This window comes from Clostridium gasigenes, from assembly GCF_017348895.1.
GTDB classification, from domain to species: Bacteria; Bacillota; Clostridia; order Clostridiales; family Clostridiaceae; genus Clostridium; species Clostridium gasigenes.
In genome coordinates this window covers 1,728,919-1,749,479 of record NZ_CP071376.1, presented here as the reverse complement: position 1 = coordinate 1,749,479, position 20,561 = coordinate 1,728,919, and the positions used below count along the sequence as shown (strand labels likewise).

Annotated in this window: 17 protein-coding genes; all 17 read right to left on the bottom strand. The window is 28.7% G+C overall.

The window, feature by feature from the left end:
- Nucleotides 1-27 precede the first annotated feature (27 nt).
- The 17 genes from J1C67_RS08365 to J1C67_RS08285 all read right to left on the bottom strand — a co-directional run bounded on the left by J1C67_RS08365 (nt 28) and on the right by J1C67_RS08285 (nt 19,991).
- The gene (locus J1C67_RS08365) at nt 28-1,014 is read right to left on the bottom strand and encodes a sensor histidine kinase (protein WP_167865896.1); all 987 of its coding nucleotides are present in this window, start codon (nt 1,012-1,014) and stop codon (nt 28-30) included.
- On the bottom strand, nt 1,001-1,669 hold the full coding sequence (locus J1C67_RS08360; RefSeq protein ID WP_167865897.1) for a response regulator transcription factor: 669 nt from the start codon (nt 1,667-1,669) through the stop codon (nt 1,001-1,003). Before J1C67_RS08360 ends, J1C67_RS08365 begins: the two co-directional genes overlap by 14 nt.
- A gap of 190 nt (nt 1,670-1,859) precedes the next feature.
- On the bottom strand, nt 1,860-2,753 hold the full coding sequence (locus tag J1C67_RS08355; RefSeq protein ID WP_207713868.1) for a TDT family transporter: 894 nt from the start codon (nt 2,751-2,753) through the stop codon (nt 1,860-1,862).
- Nucleotides 2,754-2,896: 143 nt separating this feature from the next.
- Nucleotides 2,897-3,787, bottom strand: a complete 891-nt coding sequence (locus J1C67_RS08350; RefSeq protein ID WP_167865899.1) for an NUDIX hydrolase — start codon at nt 3,785-3,787, stop codon at nt 2,897-2,899.
- A 142-nt stretch (nt 3,788-3,929) separates the two neighbouring features.
- On the bottom strand, nt 3,930-4,718 hold the full coding sequence (locus tag J1C67_RS08345) for an endonuclease/exonuclease/phosphatase family protein (RefSeq protein WP_167865900.1): 789 nt from the start codon (nt 4,716-4,718) through the stop codon (nt 3,930-3,932).
- 3 nt (nt 4,719-4,721) lie between these two features.
- Nucleotides 4,722-6,386 (bottom strand): PTS transporter subunit IIBC, encoded by a 1,665-nt coding sequence (locus tag J1C67_RS08340; RefSeq protein WP_167865901.1) that lies wholly within the window; start codon nt 6,384-6,386, stop codon nt 4,722-4,724.
- A gap of 27 nt (nt 6,387-6,413) precedes the next feature.
- A complete protein-coding gene (locus tag J1C67_RS08335) occupies nt 6,414-8,075 on the bottom strand; it encodes a glycoside hydrolase family 13 protein (protein ID WP_167865902.1) in 1,662 nt (553 codons plus the stop codon).
- A 400-nt stretch (nt 8,076-8,475) separates the two neighbouring features.
- Nucleotides 8,476-9,495, bottom strand: coding sequence for a LacI family DNA-binding transcriptional regulator (locus J1C67_RS08330; protein WP_167865903.1), 1,020 nt, complete (start codon nt 9,493-9,495; stop codon nt 8,476-8,478).
- Between the two features lie 265 nt (nt 9,496-9,760).
- Entirely contained in the window at nt 9,761-11,185 is a 1,425-nt protein-coding gene (gene uhpT, locus J1C67_RS08325; protein ID WP_167865904.1) for a hexose-6-phosphate:phosphate antiporter, read from the bottom strand.
- Between the two features lie 52 nt (nt 11,186-11,237).
- Entirely contained in the window at nt 11,238-12,284 is a 1,047-nt protein-coding gene (locus J1C67_RS08320) for an ABC transporter substrate-binding protein (RefSeq protein ID WP_167865905.1), read from the bottom strand.
- Nucleotides 12,285-12,307: 23 nt separating this feature from the next.
- Nucleotides 12,308-13,147, bottom strand: coding sequence for a DUF3919 family protein (locus J1C67_RS08315; protein ID WP_167865906.1), 840 nt, complete (start codon nt 13,145-13,147; stop codon nt 12,308-12,310).
- Nucleotides 13,148-13,295: 148 nt separating this feature from the next.
- Nucleotides 13,296-14,723 carry a sensor histidine kinase gene (locus J1C67_RS08310; RefSeq protein ID WP_479927567.1) on the bottom strand — a complete coding sequence of 476 codons (1,428 nt, stop codon included), beginning with the start codon at nt 14,721-14,723 and terminating at the stop codon, nt 13,296-13,298.
- 21 nt (nt 14,724-14,744) lie between these two features.
- Complete coding sequence (locus J1C67_RS08305) at nt 14,745-15,425, bottom strand: response regulator transcription factor (protein WP_089967002.1); 681 nt, start codon at nt 15,423-15,425, stop codon at nt 14,745-14,747.
- A 240-nt stretch (nt 15,426-15,665) separates the two neighbouring features.
- On the bottom strand, nt 15,666-16,898 hold the full coding sequence (gene fliB, locus J1C67_RS08300; RefSeq protein WP_167865907.1) for a flagellin lysine-N-methylase: 1,233 nt from the start codon (nt 16,896-16,898) through the stop codon (nt 15,666-15,668).
- A 182-nt stretch (nt 16,899-17,080) separates the two neighbouring features.
- The gene (locus tag J1C67_RS08295) at nt 17,081-17,851 is read right to left on the bottom strand and encodes a DUF2087 domain-containing protein (protein WP_167865908.1); all 771 of its coding nucleotides are present in this window, start codon (nt 17,849-17,851) and stop codon (nt 17,081-17,083) included.
- 320 nt (nt 17,852-18,171) lie between these two features.
- Complete coding sequence (locus J1C67_RS08290) at nt 18,172-19,044, bottom strand: AraC family transcriptional regulator (RefSeq protein ID WP_207253579.1); 873 nt, start codon at nt 19,042-19,044, stop codon at nt 18,172-18,174.
- Between the two features lie 38 nt (nt 19,045-19,082).
- Complete coding sequence (locus J1C67_RS08285) at nt 19,083-19,991, bottom strand: alpha/beta fold hydrolase (protein ID WP_167865909.1); 909 nt, start codon at nt 19,989-19,991, stop codon at nt 19,083-19,085.
- Nucleotides 19,992-20,561: the final 570 nt, after the last annotated feature.

Here is a 20,561-nt window from a genome sequence, read left to right as displayed (position 1 = left end):
GCCAATGAAAGGTTACTTTTCTATTATTTATTTTATGATGTCTAAGTATGTAATACTAACCTTTGTACCTTTGTTAATCTCAGAAGTTATGTGTATTTTATCATTAAGATTATCACAAATACATTTACACATATAAAGACCTATGCCAGAAGATCTTTCTTCTTTTCTTCCATTACTGCCTGTAAAAAATGGATCAAAAACTCTAGGAATCTCCTCAGTTTTTATTCCGACTCCTGAATCCTGTATATAAAGTGTAATCTTATCCTCACTCTGTTCCGCATAAAAGCATACCTTCCCTGCTGATAATGAATACTTTATAGCATTACTTAAGATTTGCACAATAACATATTCACTCCATTTTCTATCTGATAAAATATAATATTCTTCTGGAATATTAACCTCTGGAAATACATTAGCATAGATGAAATTTCTTTTTTGTGAATTAATACTCTTCTTGACTAGCTCCTTTAAATTTATACCTTCTGGAAGATAGTCTTTAGAAAACGCTCCAAGTCTAAATATATTTAATGCCCCTTCTAAATTCTTTTGTAATAAACTATTCTCATCCCTTATATCCTTAACCACCTCTTCATCAGGTAATTTTTCTATTGCCAAATTTATTACTGCAACAGAAGTTTTCATATTATGAATCCACTCTATAAGTAATTTTTCCTTCTCTTCATTATTGTTTTCTAAAGTATATATTTTTGAAATATAATCTTTATGAACTTCCCTAATTTCATCAAATACTTCTTCAAAAATACTATCTCCAACTTTATAATCAGGACTTGTTTTTACTTCTTCAAGGGATTTATAAAATAATTTGTATATAAAAAATTTATAAATTAAATATACCCCTAAACAAAATGAACACATTAAAATAGGATAAAACATAAAATCCTTATCATATAGAAAGTAATAAAAGAGTATTATAGAAAAAGAATTACATAAATAAAGGCAAATTGAAACTTTCTCCTTTTTTAAAGTAGATCTTAGTAATTTACCTAAGGACATAGCCAACCCCCCTCTTCGTTTCTATAGTTAATTTTATTCCCTTATCCTTAATCCTTTTCTTTAACCTTGTTATGTTAACTGTTAAAGTATTATCATCTACAAATTCATCCTCATCCCATAATGCTTCTAACATTTCTTCCCTTTTAACTACTTTTTCATAATTAGTAAAGAATATTTTAAGGAGCTTGTATTCATTCTTAGATAAAGGAATACTTTCATTATCTACTCTTATTTCCATACTCTCACAAAAAAGCTTTATATTCTTAACCTCAATAATATTTTCATTGAAACTATTTGTTCTTCTTAACACTGCATTTATCTTTGCTAAAAGTATGCCCATGCTAAAAGGTTTTGTTATATAATCATCTGCGCCTAGATCTATCCCTCTAATTTGTTCTCCCTCTTCACTTCTTGAAGAAACTATAATAATAGGAGTATTTAGCTTTTTTCTAATTACCTTTAAAAAATAGAATCCATCAAACTTTGGAAGATTTATGTCCAAAAGTATTAAATCACTTTCTGACTTATATATTTCCTCCTCAACATGATTAAAATCTTTTATTTTTTGAATTGAATAATCATAAGCGCTTAAATATTCTTCCATATATTTTATTAACTTAATGTCATCTTCTATAAGTAAAATTTTTTTTTTCATCTCTAACCTCTTTTATAAAATTCTTTAACTTTCTTTTAATATCTTTTGTATATTTTACTACACCTAAAATATGTGCATTACGTCATACATGCACACAAATTTATGCCATTTACTATGGATAGTGTAAGTTCACCATGTCAAAAGAATGATACCATAAAGTAATCTTCTAAGACTATTATATACTTACATCCTAATTAGCTTTGTTCTTTGCCAGATTTCCTAAATATCTTATTAATACATAGAAAACTATTATAACCGCTATTATCTCTTCTACTTTTATAAGTACCGGTAATATAGCAATTTTAACACCCTGATTTATTAGAAATCCATTACTTAGTTTTAAAGCTAAGGCTGAAATTACCAGCGGAAAGGTAAATCCTGAATAGCTTGGGTAGAATTTTAATTTTAGCAATCCCACAAGTTTGATTAATGCAAATATATAAAAACATTGTGATAAAACTAATAACAACCAGAATATAAATAAATTCTTTTGGTCAAAAGCATTTAGGTATCCAGCCAGGCATAAAGATCCTGGTGCTGAAAAAATTACAAGGGTTGGTAATGCAGGCTCAGGGATTTCCTTTACTACAAATACCCGTTTCCCAACTACAAATATCAGAATTAAATAGGAAACAACTGCAAACCAAAATGCATATTGCCCTACTGTCTGATTAAATGCTTTCCCGGTTACAGCTGCAACTGCTATACCTACATAAACAATAAACCAGCTTGGTAATACTTGTTTAATATTAAATTTCCTTATAAATTTCATTGAAAATCTAATCATTAAAGCTATGTGAATAAGGATTCCTACTATCCATACTGCATATGCAACACTACCGTTATACGGCTTAACATATGTTGCCAGAAGCATTATGCCCATAGAATATGTTTGAAATACCGAGGCTCCAATAGGGTTGTCCAATTCATTCTTTAAGCCCTGAAAATCATATACAAATTTAACTGTTGCAACTATGAATAATATTGCAGAAATTGCTCCCATTATGTTTCTATAAACATCTCCATATGATTGAACTAAATTGCCTAAAGCAGCAAATGCAAGCATTAACCCTACCACAGGCATATGTATTTTCTTCAAAAAAACTTTCACTAATATCCCTCCAAAATTATTCTTCTATTTTTATTACTCCATCTTCAATCAGTTCTCTTGCTACCCCCTACCTTCTCTTTATTTAAATAAATCATAATTTTGCCTCCCTTATTTTTTTAAAAATTATGCTCCCAATTTTCATTAAACTTAAATACCTTAGCTGGTCTAAAAGGTTTCCCCTCTATTTTTTCATCTGTTTCTATAATCATTTCTCCCATTTTTCTTCTAAAATTAAATATTTCTCTACCCATTATTGCTTCATAAACATTTTGTAATTCCTTAACTGTAAATAACCTTGGCAGAAGATTAAAAGCAATTGGTGTATACTCAACTTTATTTCTTAATCTATCTATTCCATTATCTAAAATTTTGTAATGGTCAAATGCTAATTCTTCTGTTGAATTTTCTAATAGTTTATAAGTTATTTCCTTTCTCTGCAGAATATTTTTTTCTACCTTCTCGGATACCTCATAATTAATTTCTACTTTTCCATCTACAGATTTAAGTGATAGATTATATATTTTTCCCACATAATCTTCATAAATTTTAGAACTCATAAGCGTTTTATCTATCCAAAACCACATGTCTTCTCTTTCTTTATCTATTTCTGAACCCTTTATACATTCCTTTTCTATTAATGCAATATTTCCTACACTAATAACTCTAGTTCTTTTATCTCTATTAACATCTCCAAATGTATACAATTGTTCAGTGTACACATTGTCTATTCCTGTTTTTTCTTTAAGCTTTGCATATGCACCATCTTCTAAGCTTTCATCCATATTTACAAAACCACCTGGTAGTGCCCAATTATTTTTATAAGGATATTGTTCTCTTTTAACTAAAATAACCTGCATTCCCTTCTTCGCTACTTTCCTATTACTATCCTCACTTTTATCCTCAGTTGTTAAAATTATAATATCATTTGTGACACTTGGCCTTTTATAATTGCTTTCATCATAGGTTTTCAAAAACTCTACTTCTTTGTTAACAAAATGTTTATCCAAAGTTTTTACACCTCAACTCATTCTCTTTTAGTTAATATCACATCGATACTATGTGTTCATCTTATTCTTATATCCTTAATTTGTCAACACTTGTTTTAAATTAAAAAATAAAACTCCAACCTAATAAAGGTTGAAGTTTTTGTTATTGAGTTATTATTTCTACCCCAAAATGATCTGAAATAACATTATAATTTTTAGAATTAAATATAACTTTACTACTAACTACATTAATATCTTCAGTTGATAATATTAAATCTAATCTTTTTGAGTCACTGTTATTCTTCCATCCATCAATTTCCCCACCAACAGTTATCCCATTATCCTTATCTTTTGCAATGTTATAGGTATCTACTAAACCTTTGTCTAATAAATAATTATATCCTTCTCCTATAACAAATGCATTATTATTAAAATCTCCCATTATAAAGTTAGTATTAGATTTAGATATATTTTTAACTAGCTCATTTGCTTGGTATTCAAAAGGTTCTTTATCATCACCCCACCAACCTAGGTGGCAGCTATATATATCATAATTTTCATCTTCGACTTCAATAGTAGCTTTAATAATATTTCTGCTTTTATAAAAGTTTTTATCGTTGCTTTTTGATATATAAAATGAACTACTATTTTTTATATTTTTATTAGTTAAAATTGCTAATCCTTCTTCATATATATCATAGCCTATATGGGAAAAATCCCATATATAACTATAATTATATTCTCCTAAAAATTCTAACTCTTTAACTAAAATATATACAAAATTATCTTCTTTTATATTGTCTTTAACTACTTTTGAATCTATTCTTTGACTTATTTCCTGAAGAGCCACAACATCATACTGCTTTTCTTTTATAACTTTAGCTAAATACTTGATCTTCTCTATTTGGTTTTCTTCTTGCCATGAATGGCAGTTTAATGTTAATAGCTTCATTCTCTACACTCCTAAAATATCTTGAATAGTAGATTTTAATATATCTGCCTTAGGTCCATATATTGCTTGAATCCCATTATCCTTTCTTATAAGCCCTATAGCACCATTTTTCTTCCATTCTGCTTGATTTGCAACTTTATTAGGATCTTTTACAGTAACACGTAAACGTGTCATACATGCATCTATCTCTTCTATATTATCTTTTTCTCCTAATAAAGAAATAATCTTAATTGCTTCTTCATCATTTGCTGTTGCTTTATTTTTTGTATTTCCTACAACTTCTTCATTTTCTGAATCAATATAATTTCCTTTACGTCCTGGAGTTCCAATATTGAACTTACGTATTAAGAAATTAAAAGTAAAGTAGTTTATTCCAAAGAATGCCCCGCAACTAATGAAGAAATTAATTAAATCTTTTACTAGCCCTGCGTTTACCATCATTGGTACACGTGTTATAAATTCTATAAATCCAAAAGAATGTACTCTTAATTGGAACACATCTGCTAATGCAAATCCTATACCTGTTATTATTGCATATACAACATATAATATTGGTGAAATAAACATAAACATAAATTCAATTGGTTCTGTAACACCTGTTAAAAATACTGCAAGTGCTGCTGATACGAATATTGTCTTATACTTCTTTTTCTTATCTTCATCAACATTTTTATACATTGCAAGTGTAACACCCATTAATGATGCTGTTGATAATATCACTTGTCCAAGTTTAAATCTTGCTGGTACTACTGACCCTAAAAGATTATTATATTCAGTAATATTTCCTGAATCCTTTAAGTTTATTAAATCTGTAATCCATGCTAACCATAATGGATCTTGACCTGATACTACAGTTCCTGCTGCTGATCCTGTTACTATTTGATAAACTCCGCCTAGCTCTGTATAATTTATTGGTACTGTTAACATATGATGTAATCCAAATGGTAATAATAAACGTTCTAATGCTCCATATAAAAATGGTGCTAATATTGGTGCTGTATCTTTTGACTCTGCAAGCCAAAATCCAAAACCATTTAATAATCCTTGTATCATTGGCCATATAAGTGCCAATATTATTGCAACTACTGTAGATGCTGCAATTACTACAAAAGGAACAAATCTTTTTCCATTAAAGAATGCTAAAGCATTTGGTAATTTATCGTAATTGTAATATTTATTATATAATACCGCTCCTAAGAACCCTGAAATTATACCTATAAATACTCCCATATTTAAAGCTGGTGCTCCTAATATACTTGTAAAATAATCTTTAACCACTAATGATTTTCCCAAAAATGAATTTACTGTTGCTGTTTTATCTGCTAACATTACTGAATTTACAGCAAATAATGCTCCGGTTACACGATTAATTAATATAAATGATAGTAACCCTGCAAATGCACCACCGGCTTTTTCTTTAGCCCATGAACCACCTATTGCAACTGCAAATAATATGTGTAAATTCCCAATAACTGCCCAACCTATATCTTCCATAACTCTACCTATGGTATCCAAAACAGCTATATCAAATGACATACCTATTAGTTTACCAACTGAGATCATTATTCCTGCTGCTGGCATAACTGCTACTACTACTAATAACGACTTCCCAAATCTTTGCCAAAAATCGAATGAAAACAAACTTGCTTTTTTCTTTGTATTACTCATATTATTATACCCCATTTCTATTATTTTTTATATTTTATATAATCTTGATTCATATGGCTTCATTGTAAATTCTGTTATTTCTTCATGAACATCTATATCATAATTATTAATTAATAACTTATCATAATTTAATTTTATATCCTTATTAAAGTACTTAGTCTCCTTAGCAGATAAATTAACTATTATCACATATTTTTCCCCATTTAAAGTTCTTGTATATGCATAAATATTTTCATCATCTTCTAATATTAAATCATAGACTCCATAGACAAGTGCTAAATTATTTTTTCTTGTTTTAATCATTTTCTTATAAAAACTTAATATAGATTTTTCATCTTTATCTTGAGATTCTACATTTATTTCCTTATAATTTTCATTTATCTTAATCCAAGGTTCATTTGTGGTAAACCCAGCATTTTTGCTACTATTCCATTGCATTGGAGTACGAGCATTATCTCTTGAAATAGCTCCTATACAGTTCATTGCTTCCTTTATATCTAATCCTTGTCCCAACTTTTCTTCATATATATTTATTCCCTGTATATCATCATAATCATCAATAGAATCAAATTTTACATTTGTCATTCCAATTTCTTGACCTTGATATATAAATGGAGTTCCTTGTTGCATAAAGTACATTAATGCAAAAGCTGTTGCACTTTCTCTCCAAAACTCTTTATCATTTCCCCACCTAGATACTGCTCTTGGTATATCATGATTTTCAATAAATAAAGCATTCCATCCATTTCCTTCTAATGCCTTTTGCCACTTAGTTAAAATCCCCTTATATTTCTTAACATTAAACTCTTCATTATTTTCATCATCCCAAAGCTGTAAGTGCTCAAATTGAAATAACATATTAAATTTACCATTTTCATTTCCTACCCATAAATGAGCCTCATCAGCACTTACTCCATTAGCCTCTCCAACTGTCATTACTTCATATTTAGAAAATGTATTTTCATTTAATTCTTCTAAGTATTCATGTATTCCATTAACATTCATATGTTTTTCAAAAGAAGATACATACTCTAACCCCTGTGGATTTGGCATATCTACAAGACCATCTTCCTTTTTTATATGACTTATAGCATCTACTCTAAACCCATCTATTCCTTTATCTAGCCACCAATTAATCATTTTATATAATTCGGCTCTAACCTCTTCATTTTCCCAATTTAAATCAGGTTGTCTTTTAGTAAATAGATGTAAGAAATATTCTTCTGTTACCTCATCTAACTCCCATGCTGATCCCTTGAAAATGCTTTCCCAATTGTTAGGTTCTCTGCCGCATTTATCTTTATCCCAAATGTACCAATCTCTTTTCGGATTATTTTTAGATGACTTAGATTCTATAAACCATTCATGCTCATCACTAGTATGATTTATTACTAAATCAATTATTAACTTCATTTCTCTCTTATGCACTTCTTTTAATAGTTCATCAAATTCATTCATAGTTCCAAAATCAGCCATTATGTCTTGATAATCACTTATATCATAACCATTATCATCATTTGGAGATTTATACATTGGACATATCCAAATAACATCTATACCTAAGTTTTTTAAATAATCAAGTTTTGATACAATTCCTTTTAAATCACCTATTCCATCATTATTTGAATCGTTAAAGCTTCGTGGATATATTTGATATGCCACAGCTTCCTTCCACCAGTTCCTTTCCATAAAATTCCCTCCCTTGTGCAATCGTTTGCTTAAATTATAAAAAAATATATATACAGTTTTTTATGCATATATTAGTACTTATTTTTCATTCCTATTGACCTTCGTTTATTAATGTCTTTATCTAATATATTCAATATATCATCTTTCGTAAACTTTTACAAAAAACCTTTACTTGATTTTCGGGCAAATTTCCAACTTTTTTTTTAATTACCTTTATATATCTTTATCATGCTCTCTTTTTTGTGCAACCGTTTGCCTAATTTTGAAAAAACTTCTCAATCCTATATCTTACGGGTCTAATCATTAATTTTTTTGCACTATACTTTACCTCTAAAATTAGCTAATACTAGATTATTAGCTTCCTTGTATAGCACAAAAACTTCCACTACTCTTTGATTAGTTATTTATTGATTTTACTATGCCTAATAGATTCCCTCTCTATTAATTCAGTTTCAATAATATAATATTTCTTATCTAATTCTCTATTTTCTAATTTATCTATTAAAAGCTTTGTAGCATAATATCCTAATTTTTCTGCATTAATATCCACGGATGCTAATGGAGGAGTTTGATACTTTGCTAATGGGCTATTATTAAAACTAGCAACTGCTATGTTATTAAGACCCTTTTCCCCTAAAGCTCTTTGTATCCCAAATGCCATTAAATCATCAGTAGCCACTAAAGCTGTTGGTATCATTTTATCCAATATTTTTATAGTTGCCGTATATCCAAGTTCTTCAGTAAAATCACTTTGTTCAACAACAAGATCCTCTATTATTGGGATATTTGCAGTATTCAACCCTTGTTTATACCCACTCAATCTATCCTTTGAAAAATTCAAATCTTCTTTAGCACCTATAAATCCGATATTTTTATGACCTTTTTCTATTAGCCCTTCAACAAGATCTTCCATGGCTTTATAATTATCATTATCTACCCACAACATAGTATTAGGCTCTTTTGGCCTACCTATTACAACAAAATTTGCATTTATATCCTTTAAGTAACTTATACACTCATCATCATCTGTTACCTTCAGCAAACATAATCCATCTACAAGATTACTCTCCGTAAATTTCTTTATCCAATCATTATCATTTGAGCCTTCTTCTTTAAATGCATACATTATATAATAATTTTCTTTCTGAGCGCAAATACTTATTCCCTTCATAGCCTGAATAAAAAATGGATTCTCAAATAAATTTTCAGCTACATCTGCTAATACAACCGCTAAAATTCTTGTTTTATTATTAGCTAAACCTCTAGCTATAATATTTGGAGTGTAGTTTAGCCTTTTAATAACCTCATTTACCTGTTGCTTTTTCTCTTCACTTATCTTATTACTATTTGATAAAACCCTAGATACTGTAGATGTAGCAACTCCTGCTTCTCTTGCAACATCTTTTATTGTAACTGCCATTTTTACATCTCCCTATTATATACCGTAATCTGCACGTTAATTCCTTATATTTTCTATATTATTAATTATAGACTATGTATTATTGTTTATAATTAATAACTACAATATTCACCAAACATCTTTTTATAACTTGATTTATTTTATGATGCCTTATAAACATTCTACAAAACTTTTCTTCACTAGTAAAGAAGTAATATTTTAAAGTATAACAAAAAATGAGGTGTCTAAAATAGAAATTTAATTTCTATTTTAGACACCTCTTATATTATGCAGCTAAAACTTCACATTCACATTTACCTTCCTTCTTTTTCGCAGCTCTTATCTTCATCTCTTCAGCATAAGCAACAAAGGAAAGAAGGATAACTCCCATAAACAGCGCAACATAGAATACTATAAATACGTCGTTCCATCCATGAAGATTTATACCAGCTATATTTACACCTGATGATTTAGGATCTGCTATTTTAGCTAATATAACCTTGGCTGTAGAATCTCCAAATAAGTATCCAAATGTACCACTTAATCCATTAGCAACTGCAATTGACCTCTTAGGGGCAAATCCTACAAGTGATATACCTATTAATAATTGAGGTCCAAATATTAATACTCCAAGAATAAATAATGAAACATTTACCATTGTAACACTTGTTGCATATCTATATCCTAATACAGCAAAAGAAGTTAATATTAAGCAGAATACTGCAACTATTGCTCTTCTTCCATTTAATAAGTCAGATATAAATCCCCATGTAAAGCTACCTACAAGTGCTCCCATTTCAAAGTAGAATATTGTATTTACTGCATCACCCATTGCAAAGTGTAATTGTTCTGTAACATATAAGGGCGCCCAGTTATCTATACCTATACGCACTATATAAACAAAAACGTTAGATACACATAAAACCCAAATCCAAGGATTTCTTAAAACATATTTTCTAAATATTTCAAATTTAGTCATTGTTTCTAATTCTGGATTAGTTTCAACTATAACCTCATCAAATATTTCTTCTGCTGAATTCCAGCCTAATTCTTCAGGCTCGTCTTTACCAATGAATAAAACAGCTATACCAACCATTGCTGCTACTATAGCTGGAACTATAAACATACCTGCTACTTTACCATGGAAGAATGTATTAGCCCCCCATAATGCTAGCATACCTGCTAATCCTCCACCAATATTATGTGACATATTCCAGATACCTAAGTATCTTCCTCTTTTTTTAGATGGTGTCCATCTAGTAATTGTAGAATAAGAACTTGGTCCACCTGGTGCTTGGAAAAATCCACTTAATCCCCATAATATTAGTATAGCTCCAGTAGGTTTCCTACCCGATAATAAAAGAATTCCAATTCCAAATACCATTGTGGCTGACATAACTAATAATATTGACATTATACGTTTTGCATTTTTACCATCAATAAAATAACCTAAAAGAGTTTTTCCTATAGCATATGTTATAGAAAACCCAAAACCTATATATCCAAGTTCTGATGTAGTAAATCCAAGCTCCTGCTTTAATAAAGGTTGTCCTGCTTTAAGATTGTTTCTAATTAAGTACATGCTAGCATATACAGCAATTAGAACAAAGAATGCTTTTAAAAACTCCTTAAACCACAGCTTCCTTTGCTCTTCAATTGATACAGATACACCCTTTTTGTTAATACTAAAAAAATTAACTATTTTGTTCATTTTTCTTCCTCCAGTTGTTAAAAATTTCAATAAATTTGATTGTATACTTAAACTAATTTAAGTTATTCCACATCTTCATCAACTTATCTCTGTCATTACTTGCTTTTGAAAAGTCGTAATCCCTATATATGTCTAAATCAGAAAAGTTTATACCTTCCGTCTCTTTAATATCCTCTCTAGTAGACATTCCCTTAGATATATTTGTTAAAGTATCCCCTACTTCTTTAGAAGTACAAAAATCTATAAAAAACTTTCCTACATCACCATTAGGTCCATCTTTGATCTTTGAAATTGCATCTATATTCCAGCCACCATTTTTGGGTACGCTAGTTTCTATATTAAAACCAGAGTTCTTAACTAACAGTTGATCTCCAAGAAAATTTATGGCTATTAGATATTCTCCTGTGGCAACCTTTTGCGCCGGAGTATATCCATTTATTGTAATTCTGCCCACATTAGCTTTTATTCCCCTTAATAGTTTTTCAGCTTTTTCTTCACCCATACTCTGCACAAGAGAAGCTATCATTGTATAAGCTGTTCCAGATGTGTTTGGATCTGGAATTACTATTTCACCTTTATACAAAGGATTTAATAAATCCTCATAGGTTTTAGGAATTTCTAATCCTTTACACTTAAACTCTTGGTTCCACCTATCCTTATTAACTGCAATAGATAAGGGTTCTACTTCAAAACCAGTCCAATATCCTTGTTTATCTTTATATTCACTTTGGATACTATCATAGTTTTTGGAAGTGTATTTTTCTGAAAGCTTTTCCTCTTTTATTAAGTCATGAGCGTCACAGGTTCCCCCCATAAATATATCTGCCTTAGGATATTCTTTTTCCGCTTTAACTCTAGCTACAGCTTCCTGTGTAGGCATTCTCATATATTCATAAGTACATCCAGTCTTCTCTTTAAAAAGTTCTAAAATTACTCTTCCGACTTCGTCTCGCGATGCAACATACACTACTAGGTGCTTTCCTCTTAGGTTAGGATAACCATCTTTGTAAGTTACTTTCTCAGGATTATTACTACAAGCTGTCATATTTAAAGATATAACTATCATAAAAATAGCACAAATAAATTTTATAAATTTCATATATAGTCCTCCTTAGCTAAAAGTTAATTAGAATCATTGTTGCCTAAATTTTCACATATATCCTTTAGGTTTCCTCTCATATATATATGTCTCCCATTTTCATCACCCATATATTGAACAACGAAAAAGTCATTATCATAGACATCAATATTTACCATATTATAACTTTTAACCTTTAAAAGATTATCATCCTCTTCATCAATATAAATTTTTATATGTGCTAGCGCTTCTTTCTTATCTGTTGTCAAAGCTATAATCTCTTCATCATTCTCAAGCTTTACCGACTTATCTATTATGTTTTTTATACTTTCCTTATCATCGTTCCCTATTTTTTTAATTTGATTATCCGAGTTTACAATAGTCACTATGTTACGAGAATTCATAAATTTTCCTATATTATAAGGGGAGTACAGATAACCTAACAAATTATTTCTTAAGCTATTTATCATAGGTAATTTGTAACTATCATAGTATGTATAATTATTTAAAATTAATATATTGCTTATTTCGAAGTTATCCTTCATGCCGTTTAAATAGTATACCGTTCCCTTAATCTGAACCTCATTATTTTTATTGATATGGTTCTCTTCACCAATAGAATCATTTGTGATCTCATTTATTGAATCCCATATATTTTTTATAGAATTCTCATCCTCAAAAACATAATCACCCCATCTTTCATTAGACATTTCAATTTTTACAGGTATAGACATATTTATTTTCTTCAATACTTCTTCTTTGTCCTGTATTATTGTAACTTTATTATATAAATCACTATAATTCAGATTTGTTATTACAATACAAAGAAGCAATATAACCATATATATGCCTGCAATTTTAAATTTCGAATTAATCCTTTTCATTACTTGTTCCTCCTATTATAATAAAGGTTCAATTTATAATAAATATTTCATAAATGTTTCACAATTGTAACATTTATCGTTTTCATAGATTTAGGCACTTGAAAAAAATAACAGACTATCAAATTGGTCTATTATTTTTAAAAGTGCCTTATACTAATTCTTTAAAAATTATTTTTACTGATGTCCATTTTTTTTCTTCACTATAAATCTCTATACTTCCTTCTTGCTTCTTCATTATTTCCTTACATATAGGAAGGCCTAACCCATTTCCATTCTTATTTCTACAATTTATTTTATTAATCCTATAAATAGGTTGAAAAAGATTATCTAAATGTTGCTTTTCTATACCTATCCCATCATCTATAATATTTAATATTATATTGTCATCCTTAATGTCTATTTTTATAATAATACTGGTACATTCGCTATACTTTATAGCATTATCTAAGACATTTAAAATAACCTGTTTAGTTTTGTCTCTATCTATAAATAAATTTACATCAACTAACGCTTTTATTACCTCTATATCATACTTATCTAATCTTGGCTGTATTATGCTTAAGGTTTCCTCTACAACTTCCTTTAAATTATTATTGGCCATCTCTACATTAAATTCAGTTTTACCTAGCTTTGATAAATCAAGAAGCTCCTCTACTAACTTTAAAAGCCTTTCTCCCTCTTTTTTTATATAATCCAAGCTCTCCTCTATATCATCCCTGTCTTCTAGCCTTGGTATTAATTCTGAATATCCTATTATAGCTGTTAATGGTGTCTTAAATTCATGAGTTACATTGTCCAAAAAGTCCTTTTGCTTTTGCTTCTCTTCCTTTAGAGTTTCTGTATATGTCTTTATATTTTCAGACATTATATTAAAAGTCTCCGCTAAATCCTCTATTTCATCTCCACTTTTAATCTCTATTTTATTCTCATATTCTCCTGCTGCAACCTTCTCCGAAAGAGCCTTCAACTTTTTTATAGGTTCTGCTATATTTCCTGAAAAAAGCTTACTCAAAATCCAAGATATTATAATTGATATAAATCCTATAATTCCCATAATCATAAACATATTATTTATAAGTTCTTGCCCACCATCAACTGGATAAACATATCGTACACATCCTAATGTAGTATCTTCTAAAAGTACAGGGCTTGAAAACAGCACATATATATGCCCGTCTACCTTCTTTACTACGTAAGCTTTATTGCCCTTTATAGCATTAGTTATATCCTCATCATAGAGGCTAACGCTATTCATAACTGAATCAGCTAAACTTTCTCCAGTTTTATCATACATTTGTATTCTAAATCTCAATTTATTAGATAAATATGTATTAATAAGTGGAGCCTTCTTAGCAAAGTTAGCTTCAGCCTCTATTTTCTTATCTTTTTCTATATAGTTTGATATATAGAGTTGAGTACTATAACTTTCCTTAGTTAAAAAATCTATAGCACTTTTTATAACATTACTGTATAGATTATTTATTGTTATTATATATATAAAAATTATAACAGGAATTAATATCCCCATATTCATCAGCATAATCTTAGTTCTTATCTTTAAATTTATCCTGTTCACTAAAGCACATCCTTAACCCATTTAAAATTCTAGTCTATAACCTACCCCATACAATGTCTTCAAGCTATCTGAATAGGGACCTAACTTTTTTCTAAGCCTTTGAATTAAAATATCAACTGCTCTAGTATTTCCTTCATACTCATATCCCCAAATTCGCGCTAAAAGTTCTTCTCTTGTAAATACCTTATTATGATTTTCCATCATTAATAGTAAGGTATTAAACTCTTTATATGTAGTGTTTACTTCTTTTCCATCTATAAATACCTTTCTTTCATCCTTTACTACTCTTATAGCTTTTATATTTATTTCATTATTTTTAGCTTTTATTTCAGTATCTTTTTTCTTTATTCTTTTTGTTATAGCCTTTATTCTTAAAATAAGCTCTGTGCTATTAAAAGGCTTTGTTATGTAATCATCTGCACCTAATTTAAGCCCTAAAAGTCTATCATTTATTTGACTATTTGCAGTAAGCATTATAACAGGGACCTCACTATCTATTTCCTGAAATCTTTGTATGACTTCATGTCCACTTATATCAGGTAGCATAACATCTAGTATAACTAATTCTGGTTTTTCTTTCTTAAACTTTTCCACGGCGTCCATACCTGTCATACTTATAATTACTTCATAGCCTTCAAGCTTTAGATTCATTCTTATTAAGTTAACAATACTTTTTTCATCATCAATTACTAATATCTTCATAAAAATAACCACCTTTGATTAATTTAAAAATAATTTCAATTTTTATATTTCAACATAAAATATATTATACTCTCTTTTTCACTTATGGATATCCATACATTTTTAAAATATTAATTTCCAAACAAGAAAAAAGGGCTACAATAAACGATTTTATTAATCATTTATTGTAGCTCTTTTATTTGAATTACATAAGGTACTTTCAAATAAATAATAGATCAGTATTCTTGATTTTACGATTCTTTATTTCAATTTAGGTAAAAGTGTTTTAGCAAACTCTATATTATCAAGTTTATTTTCTTTCATATAATTTAGTAAATCAACTAAATAAGTCTTGTGATGTCCTATTATCTTTGAGAAAGATTGGATAAATCTAACTATATCTTCTTTAGACTCTTGTTTATTATTTAAATATTTCCCAACCAAATAAAATCTAATAAATGAATATCTTATTAAAAGCATAATATATCCATCAAATATTGATTCAGTTTCAGAAAATGGAAACATATTGTTATACATGAAATTCACCAAATAATTTTCAAAAATATAGCTATTATTATTTATATAATTCTTAGTATAATCTTCAAATGCTTTTATGTATAATTCAGGATCTGTAACTTTACTCTCGCCTTTCGCAAACTTGAATCCAGCTATAATTTCCTTAGTATCTTCTTTAAAAGCAAGACTATCCACTGATTTAAATACATTTAATAAATCCAACATCTTTTTGAAAAAATCCATCTGAACAATATAACTTGATTGATTTTTTTTATAATTATTCTTAATTGAATTTATATCATATTCTTTAATAAATCTAGGTACATTTTTATAATTTTGTTTAAGTTCTTGTTCTAATGTATTTAAAAATTCACCTAATATATACAGTCTTTTACTTAAATCAAGTTTTCTATTTTTTATTATTTTAATACTTAAATCTCTAATTTCTTTAAAATATTTTACAGGTGAATTATTAAACTTTTTAGATTTAGTATCAATATCACTAGATACTATATGTTTATCTATAGTATCTTCACCTTCTTGAAATTCAATTCCTTCTTCTTTTAATAAAAGAATTCTTGCAGCTTCAGGACAAGATACATCAAGAGACATTTCATAATATCCATCTACTTTATTAACTATTCTAGGGAAAGATGTACAAACATTTGAAAGATATTCTTCCCCAAGCTTAGAATAAATAACGCAATAATTTTCTTCATCTAAAAAAGGACACCTTTTTCCACTTTTTAATTTTACTTTTCCATAATCTACATCAACATTTGAATAATTTTCATTGTTGTGAACATTTTTTTGGAACATTCTTTTCATTTCTTTATCTTCAACTTTATAATATTTTTTAAATGTTGTCTTATCAATATCTATATCCCATCCAACACAACAGCTATCTTCGCACTTTCCACCTATACACTCAAATTCTTTAAGATATTTCGGATATCTTTTTTTTATGTTTTTTCCCATTGTATACTTCCTTTTCAAATAAATTATTTTCAGTTTTCTGTTTTACATTTATTTTACTATAGTATTTAAAATTTGTCAGATGTATATGAATCTCAATTACATTATATTTCTATTAACATAATTTATTTGGATATGCCTAAGTTCTTTTTTCATTTAACTTCCATCCAATATTCTAAGATAAATTATTCTTTTACCCAATAACTACTACAATCATTAGTGCGTTCAATAAATCCATACTCTATTAGAGCTCTTCTAATAGTAGCGTAGTCTTCATATATTCTTTTTAACATGCTATTTATTTCTTTTTCTGAGTATTTCCTTCCCTTCGAGAAATTCTTAACTATTTCAGCTAACACTATTATCTTCTTTTTCTCCTTAGCTGGATATGTCTTCACTGCCCCATTTTCATCCATATAATTTTTAATGATACTTTCTTTTTCCTTATCAGTAATATTATATCTATCATCTAGTATAGTTGCGGTTTTATGCGCATCACATAAAGCATCCTTTTCTAATATCTTTATCTTTTTCTTTGTTCCGCTAGATATGATCTCCATCATCGCTAAGAACAATCTTGCTTGTTTCTCTTTTTCTCTTAATTTAAAACGATGATTTCTTATTGTTGAATGTGCAACTCCTATTTTCAAGGCAATTTCTTTATCAGTTAGCCCCGATGCTATCAATACTAGTAGCTCCCTTTGAACCTCAGATATTCCAGTAAAAGTACTATTCATACCTAGTAAATACTCTAATGATGAACCATGACTTTTCTCTATATGCAATTCCGTTGCCTTTTTTGCATCATAAAGCATAGAATCTATTTCATATATTCTTCCCTTTGTAAATTCCTCCTCACAAATAATACATTTATAACTTTCCCCCTCTTCAATAAATCCTCGCTTTACCTCTTCAATTGTTGCATCCCAAAATAATTCTTTATTATTTTCATTCATATTACTCAACACCCCTTTTATATTTATCTCTATATTTATTCTATGCCTGTTTTGGTATTTTGTCTATATATAAACAAACTTTTTGTTATTAAGTTTGTTTATTATTGATTTTATTGCTAATAAAAAACTAGTAGCCATATATAACAGCTACTAGTTTATCTAATTATTTATATTCAAATTTATTCACTATTTATAAAAATATCAATCTTTATTTCTAATTATTTATTTACTTATGGTCCGGTTCACCATACCGGGTATAACGTAGACTTTTTCTAAGTTGTATACTATGAATATGCTATAAATATATTATATTAATTAATCTATTTTCTCCTTATAGGAATCCATACTTCGCATCTATATCCACTCTGTTTTTCGTCATTCCAAAAGTTTTTTTCAATACATGGACCCTCCGCTTGTTCAAATCCAGAAGAAGGAAACCATTCTGAATATATACGTCTCCAAATATCTTGTATAATCAAATTATTGGGCACAGCTCCATTACCTTCAAATACTGCCCATGTAAGTTTTGGTACCTCTAGTATAGTAAATTCAGCTGGTACATCTTCTTCGAACTGTTCAGCTCCCATTATATATTTTCTTGTTCCATCTTCTTCAAACCCATAATGAAATCCATTTAACAAAGTGCCTTTGGAATTTCCTAGAAGTCCATTTATCCTATCATGTATTCCATTTTTAGAAATCTTATTAATAAATTTTGGTATCTCCTCATACGCAGCATCATTAACCGTCGTTGTTACAAATCCTGCACCAAATACTTTAAAATCTCCCTTTTCAACTATTCTATAAATAATTTCACATTCTCCCTTTATTGATATTTGAAAAGAGATTTTGGTAAAAGCTTTAATTTTTCCATCAAGTTTTTTTAAAGCTGATGGTGATATTCCATGCAGTCTTTTAAAAGCTTTAGTAAATGCTTCTGGATTTTCATAACCATATTTCAATGCTATATCAATTACTCTTTTATCTGTTGCGACCAACTCTTCCGCGGCAAGAGTAAGTCTGCGATTTCTTATATATTGAGTTACTGTAAATCCTGTTAATGCATAAAAGACACGCTGAAAGTGATATCGTGATGAACATGCAACTTTTGATATGTCATCTATATTAAGTACTGCATCCAAATTTCTTTCAATATATTCAAGTGTATTGTTAAGCAATGTGATTGTTTCCAACTTTCTCCTCTCCTTTCAAACTCATTATAATATCACACTTATTTCATTTTCTTATATATATAATTTGTTATAACTTCACAATACTTATTAGGTTCTTCAATTCTAGCATAATGACCAGCAAAATCAAATGTAACCACTTGTTTGTCTTGAACTCGATTCATAAATTCTTGTGTTTGCACTTCACAAGTTATTGGATCATATTTACTTTTAATTAATAAAGAAGACTTATTTACATTTGATAATTCAGTAAATACATCATTATATACTCGCCAATCCTTTAGTAATTTCATTCTTGTATTGGTAGATTTACGCCATAAGTTTCCACCATCTTTAGTATTCATCGCTATTTTTTCGATTATTTGCTTATCATTTCCAAACCACATAAAGTTATTACAGTTCTCTCCAATCTCATTTAATGCCTTCATAAGAAGTTTATTAATTTCTTTGTAATCTGTAATATCTTTCAATTCTTTAAAATATTCTCCTGCCAAAATATCATTTCCTAATTTACCCAATTCATTTGCTGCTGCCTTTAGCATAGAACGCTCTGAAAGTGAAAAATCAAAAGACGGACATTCATATATCATATATTCAATAGAATCAGGGTATAAATTAGCATAAAGAACAGCAATATACCCACCAAATGAGTGACTAAGTAGTGACCATTTATTTATATGTAATTTTTTTCTTAATTCTTCAAAGTCTTCAATAATATCTTCTATCGAAATATGTTCTTCATCTAAAATAGCCTCCGATCTCCATACTCCCCTTTGCTCTGGAGCTATAATTTGAAATTTCTTTGATAATCTATCCCCCTGATATTGAATAAAATCTGCAACACCAATTCCACCGGGCCCCCCATGAATAAATAATAATACTGGTGATGAATCCTCTCCAAGAATTTCAGTATATATATCTTTTCCCCTAATTTTATAATAATCTCCCATCTAATATGCCCTCCCTATAATAACCTTAATTATCTCCTAACTTCTTACCTTCACTAAAGTATATCAGAAGATAGAATCTTAGTTCTGTCTTTTTGTGCTTTAATTTGTCTGGATTAATTCATTGTAAACTTACAAAATAGTAACGACGTTTTACTGTTTCTATTTCAGGCATGATAATTCTTAATAACACTATTAACATTAATAGTGTTACATATAAAAAAGTCTAAAAAAATAGCAGCTCCAGTTTCAATTGGATAGCTACTATTTCTGTAATTTATTTAAATTATGATACGGTATTTTCACTTATAAAAATAGCCTTAGACAAGTTATATCAACGCCTAATACTATAACCCGCATACTTATGGTAACGTTCACCGTAACTGGTATAACATAGACTTTTTTTCTATATTATTACGTGTCGATAATATAGAATTTAGGCTTATACTCCTTGAGGTAATGCATTTCCCATTATTTATTGCAAATTTATCATTAATGAATATTTCAGATTAAAAAACCGTAAAATTCTGAATATTACGATATTTAAGAGCTATTCATTTCTTGTAGTAATTT

Coding starts and splice junctions, on each gene's coding strand:
- J1C67_RS08365 (WP_167865896.1), bottom strand. CDS start 1,014: ATGTCCTTAGGTAAATTACTAAGATCTACTTTAAAAAAGGAGAAAGTT.
- J1C67_RS08360 (WP_167865897.1), bottom strand. CDS start 1,669: ATGAAAAAAAAAATTTTACTTATAGAAGATGACATTAAGTTAATAAAA.
- J1C67_RS08355 (WP_207713868.1), bottom strand. CDS start 2,753: ATGCCTGTGGTAGGGTTAATGCTTGCATTTGCTGCTTTAGGCAATTTA.
- J1C67_RS08345 (WP_167865900.1), bottom strand. CDS start 4,718: ATGAAGCTATTAACATTAAACTGCCATTCATGGCAAGAAGAAAACCAA.
- J1C67_RS08340 (WP_167865901.1), bottom strand. CDS start 6,386: ATGAGTAATACAAAGAAAAAAGCAAGTTTGTTTTCATTCGATTTTTGG.
- J1C67_RS08335 (WP_167865902.1), bottom strand. CDS start 8,075: ATGGAAAGGAACTGGTGGAAGGAAGCTGTGGCATATCAAATATATCCA.
- J1C67_RS08330 (WP_167865903.1), bottom strand. CDS start 9,495: ATGGCAGTTACAATAAAAGATGTTGCAAGAGAAGCAGGAGTTGCTACA.
- uhpT (WP_167865904.1), bottom strand. CDS start 11,185: ATGAACAAAATAGTTAATTTTTTTAGTATTAACAAAAAGGGTGTATCT.
- J1C67_RS08320 (WP_167865905.1), bottom strand. CDS start 12,284: ATGAAATTTATAAAATTTATTTGTGCTATTTTTATGATAGTTATATCT.
- J1C67_RS08315 (WP_167865906.1), bottom strand. CDS start 13,147: ATGAAAAGGATTAATTCGAAATTTAAAATTGCAGGCATATATATGGTT.
- J1C67_RS08305 (WP_089967002.1), bottom strand. CDS start 15,425: ATGAAGATATTAGTAATTGATGATGAAAAAAGTATTGTTAACTTAATA.
- fliB (WP_167865907.1), bottom strand. CDS start 16,898: ATGGGAAAAAACATAAAAAAAAGATATCCGAAATATCTTAAAGAATTT.
- J1C67_RS08295 (WP_167865908.1), bottom strand. CDS start 17,851: ATGAATGAAAATAATAAAGAATTATTTTGGGATGCAACAATTGAAGAG.
- J1C67_RS08285 (WP_167865909.1), bottom strand. CDS start 19,991: ATGGGAGATTATTATAAAATTAGGGGAAAAGATATATATACTGAAATT.